Source organism: Pseudomonas sp. P179 (assembly GCF_000478485.2).
GTDB lineage: Bacteria > Pseudomonadota > Gammaproteobacteria > Pseudomonadales > Pseudomonadaceae > Pseudomonas > Pseudomonas aeruginosa.
Map to the genome: position 1 here is coordinate 5,813,425 of NZ_KI517354.1, position 18,248 is coordinate 5,831,672.

At 66.5% G+C, this 18,248-nt stretch carries 22 protein-coding genes; 11 read left to right on the forward strand and 11 right to left on the reverse strand.

Annotation, left to right across the window (positions count from 1 at the left end; genetic code table 11):
- Positions 1–23: 23 nt before the first annotated feature.
- A complete protein-coding gene (locus tag HMPREF1224_RS39075) occupies positions 24–404 on the reverse strand; it encodes a VOC family protein (RefSeq protein WP_010794019.1) in 381 nt (126 codons plus the stop codon).
- 245 nt (positions 405–649) lie between these two features.
- On the opposite strand from HMPREF1224_RS39075, the gene HMPREF1224_RS39080 reads away from it, so the two are divergent.
- Positions 650–1,111, forward strand: coding sequence for a bacteriohemerythrin (locus HMPREF1224_RS39080; protein ID WP_003087637.1), 462 nt, complete (start codon positions 650–652; stop codon positions 1,109–1,111).
- 64 nt (positions 1,112–1,175) lie between these two features.
- Here HMPREF1224_RS39080 and folE read toward each other — a convergent pair whose 3' ends face one another.
- From folE to HMPREF1224_RS39100, 4 genes are all read right to left on the reverse strand, one after another.
- Positions 1,176–1,721 carry a GTP cyclohydrolase I FolE gene (gene folE / locus HMPREF1224_RS39085; protein WP_003087639.1) on the reverse strand — a complete coding sequence of 182 codons (546 nt, stop codon included), beginning with the start codon at positions 1,719–1,721 and terminating at the stop codon, positions 1,176–1,178.
- Between the two features lie 77 nt (positions 1,722–1,798).
- Positions 1,799–2,356, reverse strand: a complete 558-nt coding sequence (locus HMPREF1224_RS39090; RefSeq protein WP_003087642.1) for a Smr/MutS family protein — start codon at positions 2,354–2,356, stop codon at positions 1,799–1,801.
- A gap of 56 nt (positions 2,357–2,412) precedes the next feature.
- Positions 2,413–2,733: a hypothetical protein gene (locus HMPREF1224_RS39095; protein ID WP_003087644.1), complete on the reverse strand. Its 321-nt coding sequence runs from the start codon at positions 2,731–2,733 to the stop codon at positions 2,413–2,415.
- Between the two features lie 172 nt (positions 2,734–2,905).
- Complete coding sequence (locus HMPREF1224_RS39100) at positions 2,906–3,502, reverse strand: cysteine hydrolase family protein (RefSeq protein WP_003103179.1); 597 nt, start codon at positions 3,500–3,502, stop codon at positions 2,906–2,908.
- 170 nt (positions 3,503–3,672) lie between these two features.
- On the opposite strand from HMPREF1224_RS39100, the gene prmB reads away from it, so the two are divergent.
- Positions 3,673–4,587 carry a 50S ribosomal protein L3 N(5)-glutamine methyltransferase gene (prmB, locus tag HMPREF1224_RS39105; RefSeq protein ID WP_003087648.1) on the forward strand — a complete coding sequence of 305 codons (915 nt, stop codon included), beginning with the start codon at positions 3,673–3,675 and terminating at the stop codon, positions 4,585–4,587.
- 24 nt (positions 4,588–4,611) lie between these two features.
- On the opposite strand, the gene HMPREF1224_RS39110 is transcribed toward prmB, so the two are convergent.
- Together HMPREF1224_RS39110 and HMPREF1224_RS39115 are read right to left on the reverse strand one after the other, a co-directional pair.
- On the reverse strand, positions 4,612–5,391 hold the full coding sequence (locus HMPREF1224_RS39110) for a hypothetical protein (protein WP_003087649.1): 780 nt from the start codon (positions 5,389–5,391) through the stop codon (positions 4,612–4,614).
- A gap of 77 nt (positions 5,392–5,468) precedes the next feature.
- Positions 5,469–6,452: an alpha/beta hydrolase gene (locus tag HMPREF1224_RS39115; protein ID WP_010794020.1), complete on the reverse strand. Its 984-nt coding sequence runs from the start codon at positions 6,450–6,452 to the stop codon at positions 5,469–5,471.
- A 107-nt stretch (positions 6,453–6,559) separates the two neighbouring features.
- Between HMPREF1224_RS39115 and aroC the strand changes: the two genes are divergently transcribed.
- From aroC to HMPREF1224_RS39145, 6 genes are all read left to right on the forward strand, one after another.
- A complete protein-coding gene (gene aroC, locus HMPREF1224_RS39120) occupies positions 6,560–7,651 on the forward strand; it encodes a chorismate synthase (RefSeq protein WP_010794021.1) in 1,092 nt (363 codons plus the stop codon).
- Between the two features lie 43 nt (positions 7,652–7,694).
- Positions 7,695–8,846, forward strand: coding sequence for an MFS transporter (locus HMPREF1224_RS39125; RefSeq protein ID WP_003087654.1), 1,152 nt, complete (start codon positions 7,695–7,697; stop codon positions 8,844–8,846).
- Entirely contained in the window at positions 8,843–9,460 is a 618-nt protein-coding gene (locus HMPREF1224_RS39130; protein ID WP_003103182.1) for a methylthioribulose 1-phosphate dehydratase, read from the forward strand. The genes HMPREF1224_RS39125 and HMPREF1224_RS39130 overlap by 4 nt, the downstream gene beginning before the upstream one ends.
- Positions 9,457–10,002, forward strand: coding sequence for a 1,2-dihydroxy-3-keto-5-methylthiopentene dioxygenase (locus HMPREF1224_RS39135; protein WP_003087656.1), 546 nt, complete (start codon positions 9,457–9,459; stop codon positions 10,000–10,002). The genes HMPREF1224_RS39130 and HMPREF1224_RS39135 overlap by 4 nt, the downstream gene beginning before the upstream one ends.
- Before the next feature lie 71 nt (positions 10,003–10,073).
- Positions 10,074–10,751: an acireductone synthase gene (gene mtnC / locus HMPREF1224_RS39140; protein ID WP_010794022.1), complete on the forward strand. Its 678-nt coding sequence runs from the start codon at positions 10,074–10,076 to the stop codon at positions 10,749–10,751.
- 48 nt (positions 10,752–10,799) lie between these two features.
- The gene (locus tag HMPREF1224_RS39145; RefSeq protein ID WP_003103184.1) at positions 10,800–10,991 is read left to right on the forward strand and encodes a PLDc N-terminal domain-containing protein; all 192 of its coding nucleotides are present in this window, start codon (positions 10,800–10,802) and stop codon (positions 10,989–10,991) included.
- Positions 10,992–11,006: 15 nt separating this feature from the next.
- Here HMPREF1224_RS39145 and HMPREF1224_RS39150 read toward each other — a convergent pair whose 3' ends face one another.
- A complete protein-coding gene (locus tag HMPREF1224_RS39150; RefSeq protein WP_003449989.1) occupies positions 11,007–11,900 on the reverse strand; it encodes a DNA-3-methyladenine glycosylase family protein in 894 nt (297 codons plus the stop codon).
- Positions 11,901–12,048: 148 nt separating this feature from the next.
- On the opposite strand from HMPREF1224_RS39150, the gene speE reads away from it, so the two are divergent.
- The 3 genes from speE (at position 12,049) to HMPREF1224_RS39165 (ending at position 16,044) form a co-directional block, all read left to right on the forward strand.
- Positions 12,049–12,909, forward strand: a complete 861-nt coding sequence (speE, locus tag HMPREF1224_RS39155; RefSeq protein WP_003103196.1) for a polyamine aminopropyltransferase — start codon at positions 12,049–12,051, stop codon at positions 12,907–12,909.
- 160 nt (positions 12,910–13,069) lie between these two features.
- Positions 13,070–13,939, forward strand: a complete 870-nt coding sequence (locus HMPREF1224_RS39160; RefSeq protein WP_003087664.1) for an NHL repeat-containing protein — start codon at positions 13,070–13,072, stop codon at positions 13,937–13,939.
- A 2-nt stretch (positions 13,940–13,941) separates the two neighbouring features.
- Entirely contained in the window at positions 13,942–16,044 is a 2,103-nt protein-coding gene (locus HMPREF1224_RS39165; RefSeq protein WP_003103200.1) for an LTA synthase family protein, read from the forward strand.
- Between the two features lie 105 nt (positions 16,045–16,149).
- On the opposite strand, the gene pscU is transcribed toward HMPREF1224_RS39165, so the two are convergent.
- The 3 genes from pscU to pscS are packed head-to-tail and all read right to left on the reverse strand — an operon-like array spanning position 16,150 to position 18,247.
- Positions 16,150–17,199: a SctU family type III secretion system export apparatus subunit PscU gene (pscU, locus tag HMPREF1224_RS39170; protein ID WP_003144783.1), complete on the reverse strand. Its 1,050-nt coding sequence runs from the start codon at positions 17,197–17,199 to the stop codon at positions 16,150–16,152.
- On the reverse strand, positions 17,196–17,984 hold the full coding sequence (gene pscT, locus HMPREF1224_RS39175) for a SctT family type III secretion system export apparatus subunit PscT (protein WP_003114621.1): 789 nt from the start codon (positions 17,982–17,984) through the stop codon (positions 17,196–17,198). The genes pscU and pscT overlap by 4 nt, the downstream gene beginning before the upstream one ends.
- Positions 17,981–18,247 (reverse strand): SctS family type III secretion system export apparatus subunit PscS, encoded by a 267-nt coding sequence (gene pscS, locus HMPREF1224_RS39180; RefSeq protein WP_003087672.1) that lies wholly within the window; start codon positions 18,245–18,247, stop codon positions 17,981–17,983. Before pscS ends, pscT begins: the two co-directional genes overlap by 4 nt.
- Position 18,248: the final 1 nt, after the last annotated feature.

An 18,248-nucleotide genomic window follows, 5' to 3' on the forward strand; every position in this document is an offset into this window, starting at 1 on the left:
GCGGCGCTCGGTTTGCAGGACCTCTACGGCCGCTCTCCGCAAGCGCTCCGCAGGGCGATACGATTGCCTTCGCTGTCCCTGATCTCGGCGATGAACACGCCGTCGCCAAGCGGCGTCTTCGGGAAGAGGATTTCGCTGCCTTCGCCGAGGGCCCGGGCAATGACGGCATCCAGGTCCGCGACATTCAGGTAGATGATCGCCCCATGTAGCGTAGGCACGTAGACGTCGCCCTCGGCGAGTGCGCCGCTGGCACCGTCACGGCCTTCCTCGAAGGGGAAATGCGCCATTCTGCTTCCGTGCAGGGTGGCTACCTCGCCGAACGCCACTCCGAACACCGAGGCGTAGAAACGCATCGCCCTCCCCAGGTCGGACACCGGTATTTCCACGTGCGCGATCAGGTTCATTTCCTTCCTGTCCTGTCGGGACCACTGGTGACGCCGCTTTCCGGCGACGATGGCGGATGTTCAGCCGCGCGAAACCGAGCGGATCGAGCGGGCATGCCGCCGCGAGGGGGGCGAATGAATTCATGCGAAATTCATTAACATCTTGTCCCGCTTGACCGGCGTCAATACCCGTACTGCGTCACAAAAATACCCTGGCCCCAGGCCGTTCGGAAAGGCCGTTCGCTGTTCGCTTGGGGGAAGTCATCATGGCGCATCTGGTCTGGCAGGATGACCTGAATACCGGTATTCAGGTCATCGACAATCAACACAAACGCATCGTCGAGATGATCAATCACCTGCACGACGCCCAGCAAGGCAAGGAACACGCGGCGATCGCCGAGGTGATCGAGGAGCTGGTGGACTACACGCTGTCGCACTTCGCCTTCGAGGAAACCCTGATGGAGGATGCCGGCTACCAGTTTTCCCGGGCGCACAAGAAGATCCACGAGCTGTTCATCCGCCGGGTCTCCGAATACCGGGTGCGCTTCCAGGCCGGCGAGGATGTCGGCGATGAACTCAAGGGCTTGCTCTCGCGCTGGCTGTTCAACCACATCCGCAACGACGACGCCGGATATGTGGATGCGGTACGCCACAGCATGTCCGAACTGGTCAAGGACAAGAGCGAGGGCGGTTGGTTGTCGCGCTCGATGAAGCGCTTCTTCGGCTGATCGCCGGGGAAGGAAACGCAAAACCGGCCCAGTGGGGCCGGTTCTTTCGCCAGCGGACCTGGCCTCAGCGGATCAGGCTGAGGAATTCGCTGCGGGTGGCGGCGTTGTCGCGGAATTCGCCGAGCATCACCGAAGTGACCATGGACGAGTTCTGCTTTTCCACGCCGCGCATCATCATGCACATGTGCTGGGCCTGGATCACCACCGCGACGCCGAGGGCGCCGGTGACCTGCTGGACCGCCTCGGCGATCTGCCGGCTCATGTTCTCCTGGATCTGCAGGCGGCGGGCGTACATGTCGACGATCCGCGCGACCTTCGACAGGCCGAGCACCTTGCCGTTCGGGATATAGGCCACGTGGGCCTTGCCGATGAAGGGCAGCAGGTGGTGCTCGCAGAGCGAGTACAGCTCGATGTCCTTGACCAATACCATTTCGCTGTTGTCGGAGCTGAACAGGGCACCGTTGACGACTTCTTCCAGGCTCTGTTGGTAGCCGCGGCACAGGTACTTCATGGCCTTGGCGGCACGCTTGGGCGTGTCCAGCAGACCTTCGCGGTTAACGTCCTCGCCGAGCTGGGTGAGGATCGAGGAGTAGTGTTGTTCCAGGGACATGGGCGTTCCAGTCAGACGATTACCAGCGCGGAGGGTAGGACGTCGCCGGGCCGCTGGCAAGACTCGGCGCTTGCCGGCTACTCGTCGCGGCCTTCGAGCATGGTCCTGCGCAGCATCACGTAGACCGAGCCGGTGCCGCCGTGGCGTGGCAGGCAGGAGGTGAAACCGAGCACCTGCGGGTGCTGGCGCAACCAGGTATTGACGTGGCTTTTCACCAGCGGGCTGCGTCCGTCCTTGCGCGCGGCCTTGCCATGGGTCACGCGCACGCAGCGGATTTCCAGGCGGGTGGCCTCGGCAAGGAAGTCCCATAGCGTCTGCCGGGCCTTCTCCACGCTCATGCCGTGCAGGTCGAGGCTACCGTCGAAGGGCACCAGGCCCTGCTTGAGCTTGCGCAACTGGCTTTCCTGGACGCCGTCGCGGGCCCAGGACAGCTCGTCCTCGGGGCCGACGTCGATGACGAACTGGTCGGACAGGCCATCGACGCGGATTTCGTCGTTGCGCACGCTGGCATTGAGCTGGCGCTGCTTGAGTTGCTGGCGGTCGTTGCGAGGTTTGCCGGTATCGGCTCGATCGACCGAGATGCGCTTGACGCCGCGCATCTCGCTCTTGAACAGGGAAAAGTCGTCGTCTTGCATGGGAGCCTCCGCGAAGCGGCGCAGTTTACCGGATCGGCCGGACGCCGGCAGCCCGCTCAGTCGCGCTTTTTCATTAGGTTCGGCGACAGGCTCAGGTCGCTGTTGCGGCGGCTGCGGCGGCGGCTGAAACGCCAGAAGAACACGCCGAGGCAGAGCGACAGCAGGCCAAGGGCCAGCAAGACGCCGCCAGCGGCGGGTTCGATATGCAGCATGCCGACAGCCGGCTGGCGGCCGATCAAGGCCGAGGTGCCGGCCAGCGACAGCAGCACGCCCAGGCTCGCCACCAGGGCCGCGAACGCCGCCGCCAGGCGCCAGCGCCAGACTCTCGGCCGGCGCGGGCGCAGCCGGCGCGCATCGAAACTATCGGACAACTTCATCCCGACTTCCTCGTGTGTCATCGGGGCTAGGACCGGAACCTTCCGGCCGGGTTCCCGGATTCCCGGGAGCCGTGGGCAAACCGTGCGCCACTCGTCTTCTCGCCGCAAGCCATGGCCCAGCAGGCAGACTAGTCCTCCGCAGGGCGGGACGGGAGGGCGGCTGGATGGGCGGTCAGAGCAGTTCCCGGGCCTGGGCGACGATCGCCGCGAAGTTGTCGCCGAGGGCGGCGATCTCGGCGCGTTGCAGGTCCGCGGCGCTCAGGACCCCACCGTTCAGGGTGGGTATGTCGCGGGTGGCGCAGGCGCTATCGGCGAGGGTGCAGCGGTAGCCGTAGTCCTTGGCCGCGCGCACGGTGGTGCTGACGCTGGAATGGGTCATGAAGCCGCAGACGATCAGGTCGAGACGGCCGTGGTTCTGCAGCAGGTCGTGCAGCTCGGTGCCGGAGAAGGCATTGGGCAGGCGTTTCTCCACGACCTTTTCCCCGGCTTCCGGTTGCAGTTCCGGGAGGAACTGGCCGCGCGGCCCTTGCGGATCGAACAGGCCGCCCTGGATACCCAGGTGGCGTACATGCACGATGGGCGTACCGCTGGCGCGGGCCGCCTGCACCAGCACGCCGATCTCCGCGGCGGCGGCGTCGAGGCCTGGCAGGCGCAGGGCGCCGCTGCGGTACTCTTCCTGGGCATCGATGATCAGCAAGGTGCTCTGCCGAAGGGGGGCTGGCGGGTAGCCGCGTCCGCTGATCTGCAAAAGGGTGAGCGGATGAGGCATGTCACTACTCCTGAGAAGGCACATGCCTTTCATTCTGGCCCCTATCGGCGAGCCTGTGAACCTTTGCCGCATGCGCACTAAAGTGGTATGGACTTCCCGCGCTGGAGGCCAGCTCCGGCGCGATCGGCTAGAATGTCGCCCTTTTGTGCGTTGCGAGGAGCAATTCCGTCATGTCCGAGTCCCGTCTGCTCACCCTGCGCGACTACATCCGCTGGGCTGTCAGCCGTTTCCACGCCGCCGGCCTGTTCTTCGGTCACGGCACCGACAATGCCTGGGACGAGGCGCGCCACCTGGTTCTGGGCTCCCTGCACCTTCCCTGGGAAATTTCTGACAGCTACCTGGATTGCCGCCTGGAAGACGATGAACGCGCCGAGTTGGCGGAGATCCTCCGGCGGCGCATCGAGGAACGGATTCCGGCGGCCTACCTGCTGGGCGAAGCCTGGTTCTGCGGGATTCCATTCAGCGTCGACGAACGCGTGCTGGTGCCGCGCTCGCCTATCGCCGAACTTATCGAACAGCGCTTCGCGCCCTGGCTGCCGGCCGAGCCGGCGCGAATCCTCGACCTCTGCACCGGTTCCGGCTGCATCGGCATCGCCTGCGCCTATGCGTTCGAGCAGGCGGAGGTGGTGCTCGCCGACCTGTCCTTCGATGCGCTGGAGGTGGCCAACGTCAATATCGAGCGCCACGACCTCGGCGAGCGGGTCTACACCGTCCAGGGCGACGGTTTCGCCGGGCTGCCCGGCCAGCGCTTCGACCTGATCGTGTCCAATCCGCCCTACGTGGATGCCGAGGATTTCGCCGACATGCCGGCGGAGTTCCATCATGAGCCTGAACTCGGCCTGGCCTGCGGCGACGACGGCCTGGACCTGGTGCGACGGATGCTCGCCGAGGCGGCCGACCACCTCAGCGAGAAAGGCCTGCTGATCGTCGAGGTGGGCAACAGCGAGGTCCATGTGCAGGCGCTGTATCCGGAAGTGGACTTCACCTGGCTGGAGTTCGAGCACGGCGGCCACGGGGTGTTCATGCTGTCCGCCGCGCAGTGCCGCGAGCACCGGGAACTGTTCCGTTCGCGCTTGGAAAAGTGATCGGAGGCGGCTGGTGCCGCCGGTTCAGTGAGTGGCGATCCAGATCAGCAGGCCGGCCTGGAACACCGCGAAGGCGGTCAGGCAGGCGATGGTGAAGCGCAGGCTGGTGTCGTCGCGGCGGTAGTGGTTGATGCGCTGTTCCAGTTGGCGGATCTCCGCATCCTGGGCCTGCAGGGTCTGCTCGGCCTGTTCCAGCATCGCCGCGGCGTCCAGCAGCGGCACGATCTGCACCTTGTCCTTGTGCCAATCGCTGTGCAGCTCACTGACCCGGCCGGCGCTGTAGCGGGCCTTGAGCAACCGCTGGTCCTCATAGCTGACGTCGAAGCCCTGGGCGCGGATGAAATGGTCGCGGCGCAGGCGTGCGTCTTCGGTCAGGCCATCCTTCAGCGCCAGTGCGCCGCCTTCCACCTTGTAGTGGGCCCAGCGTCGTTGCGCCCAGGCGATCGCCTGGGCCAGCAGGAAACGGCCCAGCCCGCGATTCAAGGGTTCCAGGCTGAGCCCGGCGTCCGAACCGAAACGCACTTCCTTGTTGCGATGATCGGCCCAGACCTCCAGCAGGTTCTGCTCCTTGCGCAGCATCAGGCCTGGCACCTGGATGCTCAGGCGCAGCAGGCTCTGGTCCGCGCTGTGCCGTTCGACCCTGCCGAGCTGGACGAAGCGCAGGGGGCGGGCGCCGGTCGCGCGGTCGGTGGGCAGTGGCGCCAGGCGGAGCAGGCGGAAATGCTCCGGCGCCAGTTCGGCCCAGGGGTGCGGCGGTTTCTTCTCGGCTTCTTCTGCGGCCGGTTGGGTATCGCTATCGATCATCGGACATCCTCTGGCCGGCCGCCTTCACGGGCCGGCTTTCAGAACTTGTCGGCGCGGGAAGCGATTTCTGTAGCGGCTCAGCGGCCTTTTTCCGCCTCTGCGCCGCGCAGGATGAAGCGGCTGACCGCCTCGACCAGTTGCCGGGCCAGCGGCAGGTTCGGGTCGTTGTAGGCGGAAAGCTGCTGGAGACCGGTGCTCGGGGCGATCCGCAGGATGTGGTTCATGCCGTCGATGAGCACCAGTTGCGAGTCGGGCTTGGCTCGCTGGAGCGCCTCGGCGTCGGCGACGCCGACCTGGATGTCATTGCGGCCCTGGACGATCAGGGTCGGGATGCGCAGGCTGCCGAACGCGCGTGCCGGGTCTTTGCGGAACAGCGAGATCAGGTACGGCTGCACGCTGGGGCGGAGCAGGCTGGCGAGCGCCGGCGGGATATCGCCGCGGGTCTCGCCGGCCTTCAGCGAAGCCAGCACCGAGTCGGCCTGGCGCAGTTGCGCCGGCGGCAGGCGACCGCGCAGTTGCTCGCGCAGCACCCGGTCGATGGGTTGGCCGCTGCCGGCGATGGCGATCAATTCCTCGGCCGGCGTGCGAGGCGCCGCCAGGCTGGCGATCAGCGCGCCTTCGCTATGGCCGACCAGGATCAGCCGGGAGAAGCGCGGGTCGCGGGCCAGCCGTTCGCTCCAGGCGACCACGTCGTCGACATAGACGCCGACGCTGAGGTCTTCCTCGCGCGGCGCCGCCGCCAGGCTGCGGGCGACTCCACGCTTGTCGTAGCGCACGCTGGCGATTCCGCGTTCGGCCAGGGCCTCGGCGAGACGCAACAGGTAGCGGTTGTTGCCGCCGAAGGGGTTGTTGCCGTCGCGGTCGGTGGGACCGGAGCCGGCGACCAGCAGGACCACCGGCGGCGGCACGGCGCTGCGCGGCAGCAGCAAGGAGCCGCGCAGCACGCCGTGCCCGGTGTCCAGGTCGTAGGGGCGGTGCAGGATGCTGTTGGGAGCGGCGTGGGCCAGGCTGGCGAGCAGGCAGAACAGGGCGAGGAGGGCGCGCGGCATGGAGGTCTTCATGGGCCGATGATAGCGCTTTGATCGCGTCCTCCGGGGAAGGTTCGCAGGCCCGTCCTTGACGGGTATACTCCGATGTCTTTCCCTCTCGTCCTCACGCGGAGCCTCGCATGTCCGGCAACACCTACGGCAAGCTCTTCACCGTCACCACCGCAGGCGAAAGCCACGGCCCGGCGCTGGTCGCCATCGTCGATGGGTGCCCCCCGGGGCTGGAACTGTCCGCCCGGGACCTGCAACGCGACCTCGACCGGCGCAAGCCCGGCACCAGCCGGCACACCACCCAGCGCCAGGAAGCCGACGAGGTGGAGATTCTTTCCGGGGTGTTCGAGGGCAAGACCACCGGCACGCCGATCGGCCTGCTGATCCGCAACACCGACCAGAAGTCCAAGGACTACTCGGCGATCAAGGACCTGTTCCGCCCGGCCCACGCCGACTACACCTACCACCACAAGTACGGCGTGCGCGACTACCGCGGCGGCGGCCGTTCTTCGGCGCGTGAGACCGCCATGCGCGTGGCCGCCGGGGCTATTGCCAAGAAATACCTGGCGGGCCTGGGCATCCAGGTGCGCGGCTACATGAGCCAGCTCGGGCCGATCGAGATTCCGTTCAGGAGCTGGGACAGCGTCGAGCAGAATGCCTTCTTCAGCCCCGACCCGGACAAGGTGCCGGAGCTGGAGGCCTACATGGACCAATTGCGCCGCGACCAGGATTCGGTCGGGGCGAAGATCACCGTGGTTGCCGAAGGCGTGCCGCCGGGCCTGGGCGAGCCGATCTTCGACCGCCTGGACGCCGAACTGGCGCATGCGCTGATGAGCATCAACGCGGTGAAGGGCGTGGAGATCGGCGCCGGCTTCGCCAGCATCGCCCAGCGCGGCACCGAGCACCGCGACGAACTGACCCCGCAAGGCTTCCTGTCGAACAATGCCGGCGGCATCCTCGGCGGGATCTCCTCCGGCCAGCCGATCGTCGCCCACCTGGCGCTGAAGCCGACCTCCAGCATCACCACTCCCGGGCGCTCGATCGATACCTCCGGCGAGCCGGTGGACATGATCACCAAGGGCCGTCACGACCCGTGCGTCGGCATCCGCGCCACGCCGATCGCCGAGGCGATGATGGCCATCGTCCTGCTCGACCAGTTGCTGCGCCAGCGTGGGCAGAACGCCGACGTGCGCGTCGACACGCCGGTCCTGCCGCAGCTGTGAGGGCTGTGGCAGGCCGCGGTGCGGGACGGGTGAACGGCGGATCGTGACCAGCGCGGTTCCCTACTGGCGCCTGTCCAGCTTCTATTTCTTCTATTTCAGCCTGCTCGGCGCCACGGCGCCGTTCCTCGCCCTGTATTTCCATCACCTGGGCTTCCCCAGCCCGCGCATCGGCGAGCTGGTGGCGATTCCCATGCTGATGCGTTGCGTCGCGCCCAACCTGTGGGGCTGGCTGGGCGACCGCAGCGGCCAGCGCCTGGCCATCGTGCGCTTCGGCGCGGTATGCACGGCGCTGGGCTTCTCGCTGATCTTCGTCAGCCACAGCTACGCCTGGCTGGCCTTGGTGATGGCGTTGCACGCGTTCTTCTGGCATGCCGTGCTACCGCAGTTCGAGGTCATCACCCTGGCCCATCTGCGCGAGCGCAGCGCCAGCTACAGCCGGATTCGCCTGTGGGGCTCGATCGGTTTCATCTGCACCGTGGTCGGTCTCGGCGCGCTGTTCGAGCGCCTGAGCCTGGATGTCTACCCGGCGACGCTGCTGGGTATCATGCTCGGCATCGTGCTGTGCAGCTGGTGGGTGCCCAATGCCCAGCCGGCCCATCGCGAACCGCGCGAAGGCGAGGGCGGCTTCCTCGCCCAGTTGCGCCAGCCGGGCGTGCTGGCGTTCTACCTGTGCGTGTGCCTGATGCAGCTGTCCCATGGGCCGTACTACACCTTCCTGACCCTGCACCTGGAATCGCTGGGCTACAGCCGGGCGCTGATCGGTCTGCTCTGGGCGCTGGGGGTGGTCGCCGAGGTCATGTTGTTCCTCGCCATGCCACGCCTGCTGCAACGTTTCAGCCTGCGCCAGGTGCTGGCCGCGAGCTTCCTGCTGGCGTCGCTGCGCTGGCTGCTTCTCGGCAACCTGGCCGACAGCCTGGCGCTGCTGGTCTTTGCCCAGACGCTGCATGCCGCCACCTTCGGCAGTTTTCATGCGGCTGCCATCCATTTCGTGCAGCGTAGCTTCGGCCCGCGCCAGCAGGGTCAGGGCCAGGCCCTGTATGCTGCGCTGGCCGGTACCGGCGGAGCCCTGGGCGCGCTGTATTCCGGCTATAGCTGGAACAGCCTGGGCCCTGCCTGGACCTTCGCCATCGCCAGCCTGGCAGCCTTGCTGGCAGCCGCTATCATCAGTACCCGTTTGCAAGAGGTGCGGGCATGAACGACAACCGTGAACAGCTGACCCAGCAGATCATCGACGCCGGCCGGTTCCTCTACGGCCGCGGCTGGTCGCCGGCGACCAGCAGCAACTACTCCGCGCGCCTGGACGAACAGCGCGCGCTGCTCACCGTCTCGGGCAAGCACAAGGGCCAGTTGGGCTTCGACGACGTGCTGGCCACCGACCTGGCCGGCAACAGCCTGGAACCGGGCAAGAAACCCTCGGCGGAGACCCTCCTGCACACCCAGCTGTATGCCTGGAACCCGGCGATCGGCGCGGTGCTGCATACCCACTCGGTGAATGCCACCGTGCTTTCCCGCCTGGTCCGCGGCGACCGCCTGGTGCTGCAGGACTACGAACTGCAGAAGGCCTTCGCCGGGGTCACCACCCACGAAGGCCAGGTCGAGGTGCCGATCTTCGACAACGACCAGGACATCGCCCGCCTGGCCAGCCGCGTGCAGCCCTGGCTGGAGGCGCATCCGCACTGCCCGGGGTATTTGATCCGCGGCCACGGGCTGTACACTTGGGGCGCGCGCATGAGCGATGCCCTGCGTCAGGTGGAAGCTTTCGAGTTTCTGTTCGAGTGTGAACTGAAAGTACTGAGTCTGAGCCGATGAGCAGCCTTACCGTCTATCACGAGAACCAGCCGGAGCAGCCGCTGAAGCTGCTGACCCATGCCGAGGACATCGCTTCGACCCTGGCCGAGGTCGGCGTCCGTTTCGAACGCTGGGAAGCCGCCGCGCCGATCGCCGCCGGCGCCAGCCAGGACGAGGTGATCGCCGCCTACGCCCACGAGATCGAGCGGCTCAAGCGCGAGCGCGGCTACATCACCGTGGACGTGGTCAGCCTGAACAGCGACCACCCGCAGAAGGCCGAATTGCGCGCCAAGTTCCTCGACGAGCACCGCCATGGCGAAGACGAGGTGCGCTTCTTCGTCGCCGGGCGCGGCCTGTTCGTCCTGCATATCGAGGAGCATGTCTACGCCGTGCTCTGCGAGCGCAACGACCTGATCTCGGTGCCGGCCGGCACCCGCCACTGGTTCGACATGGGCGAGCACCCGCATTTCGTCGCCGTGCGCCTGTTCAACAACCCGGAGGGCTGGGTCGCCCAGTTCACCGGCGACGACATCGCCAGCCGCTTCCCCCTGCTGGAAGACTGAGCGAGGCACCGTCCCATCCGTCACCATCCGCGCCCCCGGTCCTGCCGGGGGCGGTTTCATCCGGAGTCCGCATGACCATCAAAGCCATCCTCACCGACATCGAAGGCACCACCAGCGCGGTCAGCTTCGTTTTCGACGTGCTGTTTCCCTATGCCGCCCGGCACCTGCCGGACTTCGTCCGCGAACACGCCGGAGAGACCGAGGTAGCCGCACAGTTGGCGGCGGTGCGTGCCGAGAGCGGTGAGGCGGACGCCGATGTCGAGCGGGTGATCGCGATCCTCCTGCAATGGATCGCCGAGGACCGCAAGGCGACGCCGCTGAAGGCCCTGCAAGGCATGGTCTGGGCCCAGGGCTACCGCGACGGTCAGTTGAAGGGCCACGTCTACCCGGACGCGATGCAGGCGCTGCGCGAGTGGAAGGCCCGTGGGCTGGACCTGTACGTCTATTCCTCCGGCTCGATCCAGGCGCAGAAGCTGATCTTCGGCTGTTCCGAGGCCGGCGACCTGGGCTCGCTGTTTTCCGGCTACTTCGACACTACCAGCGGGCCGAAGCGGGAAAGCGCCTCCTATGCGCGGATCGCCGGGGCCATCGGCCTGCCGGCCGCGGAAATCCTTTTCCTTTCCGACGTGGTGCAGGAACTGGATGCCGCGCGCGACGCGGGCATGCGCACGCTCGGCCTGGCCCGCGAAGGCGGCAGCCTGGACGGCCATCCGACGGTGGCCAGCTTCGCCGACATCCTCGTGGAGTGAACGCGCCGGCTATCCTGAGGGAACACTCTTGCTCGGGAGCATCGCGCCATGGGTTCCACCCTCAGCGGGCTGATCAGCCTGGTCATCCTGGCCCTGGATATCTGGGCCATCGTCAACATCCTGAAAAGCGCTGCGGAAACCGGGATGAAGATCATCTGGGTCCTGGTGATCATCGTCCTGCCGGTGCTCGGCCTGATCATCTGGGCCATCGCCGGCCCGCGCGGCAACGTCAGGCTGTAGCCTCCCGCCGCGGCGTTAGCCGCCTGCGGCGTAGTGGTTCCACAGGTGGATCGCGGCGTAGGCGCGCCAAGGCCGCCAGGCCTCGGCGCGGGCCTTCAGGCTGCGCGCATCGATGCCTTGCGGCCCCCAGACCGTGGATTTCAGCAGGCCGAGGTCGGCGGCGGGGAAGGCGTCGGCTTCGCCCATGGCACGCAGGGCTATGTATTCGGCGGTCCAGGGGCCGATGCCGGGCAACGCGCAGAGGCGCTCCACCAGGGCCTCGGGGCCGTCCGCCAGGTCCAGGCTCAGCTCTCCCGAGGCGATCGCCGCGGCGAAGCGTTGCAGCGTCTGTACCCGCTTGCCGGGCATGCCGATGCCGTCGAGGTTGGCTTGCGCCAGCGCGGCGGGCGTCGGGAACAGGTGGCTGATGCCGTCGTAGCCGAGATCTTCCAGCGGCTCGCCGAGGCGCTGGATCAGGCGCCCGGTGATGGTCACCGCGGCCTTCACCGTGACCTGCTGGCCGACGATGGCGCGCACCGCCTGTTCGAAGGGATCGAAGGCCACCGGCAGGCGCAGTCCCGGATTGGCGGCCACCAGCGGGCCGAGCAGGGGATCCCCGGCGAAATGCCGGGCGATGGCGGCCGGGTCGCTGTCCAGGTCGAACATCCGGCGGACCCGTGCCTCGAGTTCGGCGGCCAGGGCATGGGCGGACGGGCTGAGGCTCAGCGCCAGGACCTGGCGTTCCGCCAGCGGTCGCACCTCGAACCAGGCCGGGCGACCGTTGGCCCGGAAGCTGCGGGCATAGTGGTCGTCACCCAGGCTTTCGACACCGGCGAGCAGGCGCAGGGCGAAATGCTGGTGGAACTGGCGCCATTCCCAGGGTGACTGGTAGGGCAGGTGCAGGACGAGGGGAGAGGTAGGCTGGCTCATGGGCAGACGATACCTGTCCGGCGCAGCCGGCGCCATCCGCCGGCGGGGTTCGACCTGTCATTGCCGCCAGCGTAGAATGCGCGCCTTTCTTCGCGGCGCGGGCAAGTCCCGCTGCCAGATTGCAGCCTTACCAGGGAGATCCCGGCCCATGAGCGATTATCAGGAAACTCTGTACCAGGGCTACGGCCAGCGCTTCAGCATCGACAACATGCTGCATGAGGTGCGCACCGAGCACCAGCACCTGGTGATTTTCGAAAACGCCCGGATGGGCCGGGTGATGGCGCTCGATGGAGTGATCCAGACCACCGAGGCCGACGAGTTCATCTACCACGAGATGCTCACCCACGTGCCGATCCTCGCCCACGGCGCGGCCCGGCGCGTGCTGATCATCGGCGGCGGCGACGGTGGCATGCTGCGCGAGGTGGCCAAGCACAAGAGCGTCGAGCGGATCACCATGGTCGAGATCGACGGCACCGTGGTCGACATGTGCAAGGAGTTCCTGCCCAACCACTCCCAGGGCGCCTTCGACGACCCGCGGCTGAACCTGGTGATCGACGACGGCATGCGCTTCGTGGCTACCACGGAAGAACGCTTCGACGTGATCATCTCCGACTCCACCGACCCGATCGGCCCTGGCGAGGTGCTGTTCTCCGAGAACTTCTACCAGGCCTGCCGGCGCTGCCTGAACGAGGGTGGCATCCTGGTCACCCAGAACGGCACGCCGTTCATGCAACTGGAGGAAGTGCGCACCACCGCCGCACGTACCGACGGGCTGTTCGCCGACTGGCATTTCTACCAGGCGGCGGTGCCGACCTATATCGGCGGCGCCATGACCTTCGCCTGGGGTTCGACCCGCGAAGGCCTGCGTCGCCTTCCGCTGGAAACGCTGCGCCAGCGCTTCCGCGACAGCGGCATCGCCACCCGCTACTACAACGCCGATATCCACCTGGGCGCGTTTGCTCTGCCGCAGTACGTGCTGCAGGCCATCGGCAAGCAGGACAACGACTGACGCTTCACCAAGAAGGGCCGCAAGGCCCTTTTTCATGCGTCGCTCCGACATCCCCTGTTACTGCCAGCTAACATTTTTTTCACAATCGATCCGGGAAAATCTGCGCGCTTTTTTCCGTTGCCATGGCTATAAATGGCAGTTTTGTCCTTGAGTGCATCGAATGCTGACCAAACGATTGCGCCAGAGCGGCGTAGTAGTCTCCTGCCTGCTCGGTAGCGTCCTCTTCATCGCCCTGGCCTTCCTCGGCTGGCAGCGTTTCGCCCCGGCAGCCACCGTATCCGGCTGGACCTACCGGGTAGTGCTCGAGGACATTCCCCACGTCAGCGCCCTGGCCCGCGACCCGGACGGCCTGCTCTACGTGAGCCAGGAGTTGCAGGACGGCAAGGGCCTGGTGTTCCGCATCGCCGCCGATGGCAGCCGCGATACGGTGCTCGACGGGCTGTCCAAGCCCGACGGCATGGCCAGCTTCCGCGACGGCATCGCGATCAGCCAGGAGCAGGGCGCCTCGCCGGTGTTCTGGTGGCATGCCCAGCAGGCCCGGCCGCTGTTCGACGGCATCCAGGTGGAGGGCGTCGCCAGCGACGGCCGCTACCTGTACGCCGCCGAGGATCGCGACCTGGACGGGCGGATTCTCCGCTACGACCCGGAGACCGGCGGACTGACGGTACTGCGCGAGGGTTTGCAGCGCTCCGAAGGGGTGGCCGCCTGCCCGGACGGAAGCGTCTTCTACACGGAAAAGAAACGTGGCCACGTCATGCGTCTGCATGAGGGGGCCGAGGACGAGGTGGTGCTGAACGGACTGAATGCACCGAGCTTTTTGCTGTGCGACAGCGAAGGCCTGTGGATCACCGAGGACTCGACGCATAACGCGCGAGCCTTGCTGCTGCCGCCCGACGGGCCGCTGCAGGTGATCGTACGGCGCCTGCGTTCCGCACAGTCCCTACTGCCCATCGGGCCCGGCCGCTACCTGCTGGCCGAGCAGGGGCGGGACCGCATTCTCGAAATCGAACGACAGAAGAGCGAATTGTAAAAATGGACCAAACGGAAGTCCGAACCACCCAATCGCCCCCACGGCTGTTCCAGCCCACCATCCGCAGCCACCTGGCGTTCACCGCGCTCAGCGCGCTGGTGCTGCTGGTCATGTTCAGCCTGCTGCGCCTGGCCTTGCTGATCTACAACCGCGAACTGATCGGCGCGACCCCGGCGAGCACCTTCCTCGAGGCGTTCGGCAACGGCGTGCGTTTCGACCTGCGGGTCGTCGTCTATGCCGTGGCGCCGCTGGTGCTGTCGTTGTTCGCGGTACGCGCGATGGCCGCTCGCGGCCTGTTCCGTACATGGTTGACGCTGTTCGCCAGCATCACCCTGTTCCTCGGCGTACTCGAACTGGACTTCTACCGCGAGTTCCACCAGCGCCTGAACAGCCTGGTCTTCCAGTACATGTCGGAAGACCCGAAGACCGTCATGAGCATGCTCTGGTACGGCTTCCCGGTGGTCCGCTACCTGCTGGCCTGGGCCTTCGCCACCTGGGTGCTGTACCGGGTGTTCAAGGCCATCGACCTGGCGACCCGCCCGAGCCAGCGCAAGCCGCGCGAAGACAGCGTGATCGCCCGGCCGAGCGCTGCCGCGCCCTGGTACGTGCGCGGCGTGGTGCTGTTCCTCTGCGTGCTGGTCTGCGTCCTCGCCGCCCGCGGCACCCTGCGCCAGGGCCCGCCGCTGCGCTGGGGCGATGCCTTCACCACCGAGTCCATGTTCGCCAACCAGTTGGGCCTGAACGGCACCCTGACCCTGGTCAAGGCGGCCAAGGAGCGCTTCTCCGAAGACCGCGCGAACATCTGGAAGGCCACCCTGGACGACAAGGTCGCCCTGGAGACCACCCGGCAGATGTTGCTGACCCCCAACGACAAGCTGGTGGACGCCGATGAGGCCGCGGTGCGCCGCGAGTTCACCCCGCCGGCGGCGAATACCCTGCCGATCCGCAACGTGGTGGTGGTCCTGCTGGAAAGCTTCGCCGGCCACTATGTCGGCGCCCTGGGCGCGCCGGGCAACATCACGCCGTATTTCGACAAGCTGTCGAAGGAAGGCCTGCTGTTCACCCAGTTCTTCTCCAACGGCACCCATACCCACCAGGGCATGTTCGCCACCATGGCCTGCTTCCCCAACCTGCCGGGCTTCGAATACCTGATGCAAACCCCGGAGGGCGGCCACAAGTTCTCCGGCCTGCCGCAGTTGCTCAGCGCCCGCCAGTACGAGGACGTCTACGTCTACAACGGCGATTTCGCCTGGGACAACCAGTCCGGCTTCTTCAGCAACCAGGGCATGACCACCTTCATCGGCCGCAACGACTATGTCGACCCGGTGTTCTCCGATCCGACCTGGGGCGTCTCCGACCAGGACATGTTCGCCCGTGGCAACGAGGAACTGGACAAGCTGGCGAGCACCGGCAAGCCGTTCTATGCGCTGTTGCAGAGCCTCTCCAACCACGTGCCCTATGCGTTGCCGAAGGACCTGCCGGTGGAGCGCGTGACCGGCTACGGTTCGCTCGACGAGCACCTGACCGCCATGCGCTATTCCGACTGGGCGCTGGGCCAGTTCTTCGAGAAGGCGAAGAAGTCGCCGTACTACAAGGACACCCTTTTCGTGGTGGTCGGCGACCATGGCTTCGGCAGCCCCGAGCAGCTCACCGAGATGGACCTGCACCGCTTCAACGTGCCGCTGCTGCTGATCGCCCCCGGCATCCAGGAGAAGTTCGGTACCCACCTGCCGACCGTCGGTACCCAGGTCGACATCGTGCCGACCATCATGGGCCTGCTCGGCGGCGAGACCGTCCACCAGTGCTGGGGCCGCGACCTGCTGAACCTGCCGGAAGGCGACAAGGGCTTCGGCGTGATCAAGCCGTCGGGCAGCGAGCAGAACGTCGCCATCGTCTCCGGCAACCGCATCCTGGTGCGGCCGAAGGACGGTGACGTGCGCGTCTACGATTACCAACTGGGCGGCGATGCCAAGGCGGTGATCACCAAGGAAGTGCCGGACCAGGCCGAGCTGCAGAAGAAGCTGGAGTCGTTCATCCAGACCGCGACCAAGAGCCTGCTGGAGAATACCGCGGGCGTGGTACACGGGATCCCGGACAAGGACTGACCCGTAGCAAGCATGTGAAAGGGGCCTTCGGGCCCCTTTTTTTCGGCGCCAGGTCGCAGCGTCTTTCGTCGCCGGTGCCGCGGCGGCTGCCCTGCCCGATAGCGATCAGGGCGTATCCGTCTGCTGGCTTTCCAGCCAGCGCAGGACTTCGGCGGTGGCCTGGATCAGGTCCGCCGGTATGTACTGGTCGACATTGCCGTCGCGCAGCAGCGCCCGTGCCAGCGGAACTCGTTGCAGCACCGGGATTCCTTCTTCCTCGGCGATGCGCCGGACCCGCAGGGCCAGGGCGTCGGTGTGCTTCAAGGTGACCAGCGGCAGGGGTGTTTCGCCGCGTCGATAGCGTATGCCGATGGCGACGTGGGTCGGGTTGGCGACGATCACCGAGGAACGCCGAACATCCGCGCGCAGGTTGCTCGATTGCAGTTCCTGATGGAATTGCCGGCGCTTGCTCTTGATCTCCGGGCTGCCCTCCATCTCCTTGTACTCGCGCTTCACTTCGTCCTTGCTCATGCGCAACTGCTTGTAGTGCTGGTGGCGTTCGAAGGCGTAGTCGGCGACGGCAATCGCCAGGAAGCCGACCGCGCAGACCAGCATCAGTTGCCTGAGCATCAGCCCGCTCACCGGTGCCACGCAGTCCAGCCCGCAGGCGGGAATCCGCAGGAGGCTGGCCAGGTTGCCCTGCAAGGTCAGCCAGACCAGCAGGGAGAGCAGGGCGACCTTCAGGGTCGACTTGAGGAACTCCACCAGGCTCCGGATCGAGAAGATCTTCTTCGCGCCCTCCACCGGGTTGATCTTCTTCAGGTCCGGCTTGACGCTGTCGAGGCTGAGCAGGAAACCGTACTGGCCGACATGGCTGAGCACCACCACCAGCGCCGCGACCAGCAGGACCGGCGCCAGCAGGTAGAGGAGCTCCTGGAGAAGGTTCTCCAGGATGGTCTCCAGCGCCTGGCGAAACGGCAGGTCGATGTACTCGGCGGGCAGCAGGAGCAGCTTGCCGAGATGCTCCAGGTAGTAGTCGGAAAAGCCCATCAGCAGCGCCACCAGCGACAGGATCAACGCGCTGGAGACAATTTCCTTGCTCTTCACCACCTGGCCTTGCCGGCGGGCGTCGCGCAGCTTCTTCGCCGTGGGCTGCTCGGTCTTCTCGGCGCTCATGGCGTCTCCAGCACGGGACGCAGCAGGCGCAGCGGGTCGACGGCGAGCAGCAGGGCATCGTAGGCGTGCTCCATGAGGATGCCCAGGTAGAGCACCAGCAGCAGGCTGGCCACCAGGCTCTTGATCGGCATGGCGAGGATGAACACGTTCAGCGACGGGGCGAAGCGGCTGACCAGCGCCAGACCGAACTCGGCGAGGAACATGGCGATCAGCAGCGGCGCGGCGAACAGCGCGCAGAGCATCAGCATCTGCGAGAATTGCGCGTAGAAGAATGCCACCCATTGGCTGCCGAGCTGCGGGAAGAAACTGCTCACCGGCCAACTGGCATAGCTCCTGAACAGCGAGCCGACCAGCGCGAGGAAGGCGCCGCCGGAGAAGAACAGGGTGATCAGCGTCTGCGTCAGCAACAGCCCGGTGGGGCTGGTCTGGCTGCCCAGGCTGGGGTTGAAGGTCGAGGCGAGTGCCGCGCCACGCTGGTTGTCGATGATGAAGCCGGTCGCTTCCATGGCCCAGAAGGGAATGGTGGCGACGAAGCCGATGAGCAGGCCGAGCAGCACTTCCTTGCCGATCAGCAGGGCGATGTCCAGCGCGCCGAGGGCCGGCGGCAGGCTGCCGGCGACGATCGGGTAGGCGAACAGCGCCAGCGAACAGGCCACGCCGTTGCGCACCAGGCCGCCGCCCAGGGTCTGCTTGGCCAGCACCGGCAGGACCACGAAGCAACTGATGATCCGCGGCAGCAGCAGGCTGTAGGTCAGCAGCAGTTGCTGCAGGTCCTGGACGCTCATCGCACCAGCGGCACCTTCAGCAGGGTCATTTCGGCGAAACGGTACAGCTCGCCGCCCAGCCAGCCGCTGGTGGCGAACAGTACCACCACCACGGCCACCAGCTTGGCGACGAAGCCGAGGGTCTGCTCCTGGATCTGGGTGAGCGCCTGGACCAGCGATACCAGGGTGCCGATCAGGGCCGCGACCAGTACCGGCGGCAGCGACAGGACCAGCACCAGCCACAGGGTCTGGTTGGTGAAGTGGAGGATGTCGGCGCTGCTCATG

What these genes read in the sequence shown, in the direction of transcription:
- HMPREF1224_RS39080 (WP_003087637.1), top strand. Translation starts at nt 650, where the DNA reads ATGGCGCATCTGGTCTGGCAGGATGACCTGAATACCGGTATTCAGGTC.
- mtnC (WP_010794022.1), top strand. Translation starts at nt 10,074, where the DNA reads ATGACCATCAAAGCCATCCTCACCGACATCGAAGGCACCACCAGCGCG.
- HMPREF1224_RS39115 (WP_010794020.1), bottom strand. Translation starts at nt 6,452, where the DNA reads ATGAAGACCTCCATGCCGCGCGCCCTCCTCGCCCTGTTCTGCCTGCTC.
- HMPREF1224_RS39130 (WP_003103182.1), top strand. Translation starts at nt 8,843, where the DNA reads ATGAACGACAACCGTGAACAGCTGACCCAGCAGATCATCGACGCCGGC.
- HMPREF1224_RS39165 (WP_003103200.1), top strand. Translation starts at nt 13,942, where the DNA reads ATGGACCAAACGGAAGTCCGAACCACCCAATCGCCCCCACGGCTGTTC.
- prmB (WP_003087648.1), top strand. Translation starts at nt 3,673, where the DNA reads ATGTCCGAGTCCCGTCTGCTCACCCTGCGCGACTACATCCGCTGGGCT.
- speE (WP_003103196.1), top strand. Translation starts at nt 12,049, where the DNA reads ATGAGCGATTATCAGGAAACTCTGTACCAGGGCTACGGCCAGCGCTTC.
- aroC (WP_010794021.1), top strand. Translation starts at nt 6,560, where the DNA reads ATGTCCGGCAACACCTACGGCAAGCTCTTCACCGTCACCACCGCAGGC.
- HMPREF1224_RS39145 (WP_003103184.1), top strand. Translation starts at nt 10,800, where the DNA reads ATGGGTTCCACCCTCAGCGGGCTGATCAGCCTGGTCATCCTGGCCCTG.
- pscT (WP_003114621.1), bottom strand. Translation starts at nt 17,984, where the DNA reads ATGAGCGTCCAGGACCTGCAGCAACTGCTGCTGACCTACAGCCTGCTG.
- HMPREF1224_RS39110 (WP_003087649.1), bottom strand. Translation starts at nt 5,391, where the DNA reads ATGATCGATAGCGATACCCAACCGGCCGCAGAAGAAGCCGAGAAGAAA.
- pscS (WP_003087672.1), bottom strand. Translation starts at nt 18,247, where the DNA reads ATGAGCAGCGCCGACATCCTCCACTTCACCAACCAGACCCTGTGGCTG.
- pscU (WP_003144783.1), bottom strand. Translation starts at nt 17,199, where the DNA reads ATGAGCGCCGAGAAGACCGAGCAGCCCACGGCGAAGAAGCTGCGCGAC.
- HMPREF1224_RS39090 (WP_003087642.1), bottom strand. Translation starts at nt 2,356, where the DNA reads ATGCAAGACGACGACTTTTCCCTGTTCAAGAGCGAGATGCGCGGCGTC.
- HMPREF1224_RS39160 (WP_003087664.1), top strand. Translation starts at nt 13,070, where the DNA reads ATGCTGACCAAACGATTGCGCCAGAGCGGCGTAGTAGTCTCCTGCCTG.
- HMPREF1224_RS39095 (WP_003087644.1), bottom strand. Translation starts at nt 2,733, where the DNA reads ATGAAGTTGTCCGATAGTTTCGATGCGCGCCGGCTGCGCCCGCGCCGG.
- HMPREF1224_RS39135 (WP_003087656.1), top strand. Translation starts at nt 9,457, where the DNA reads ATGAGCAGCCTTACCGTCTATCACGAGAACCAGCCGGAGCAGCCGCTG.
- folE (WP_003087639.1), bottom strand. Translation starts at nt 1,721, where the DNA reads ATGTCCCTGGAACAACACTACTCCTCGATCCTCACCCAGCTCGGCGAG.
- HMPREF1224_RS39100 (WP_003103179.1), bottom strand. Translation starts at nt 3,502, where the DNA reads ATGCCTCATCCGCTCACCCTTTTGCAGATCAGCGGACGCGGCTACCCG.
- HMPREF1224_RS39075 (WP_010794019.1), bottom strand. Translation starts at nt 404, where the DNA reads ATGAACCTGATCGCGCACGTGGAAATACCGGTGTCCGACCTGGGGAGG.
- HMPREF1224_RS39150 (WP_003449989.1), bottom strand. Translation starts at nt 11,900, where the DNA reads ATGAGCCAGCCTACCTCTCCCCTCGTCCTGCACCTGCCCTACCAGTCA.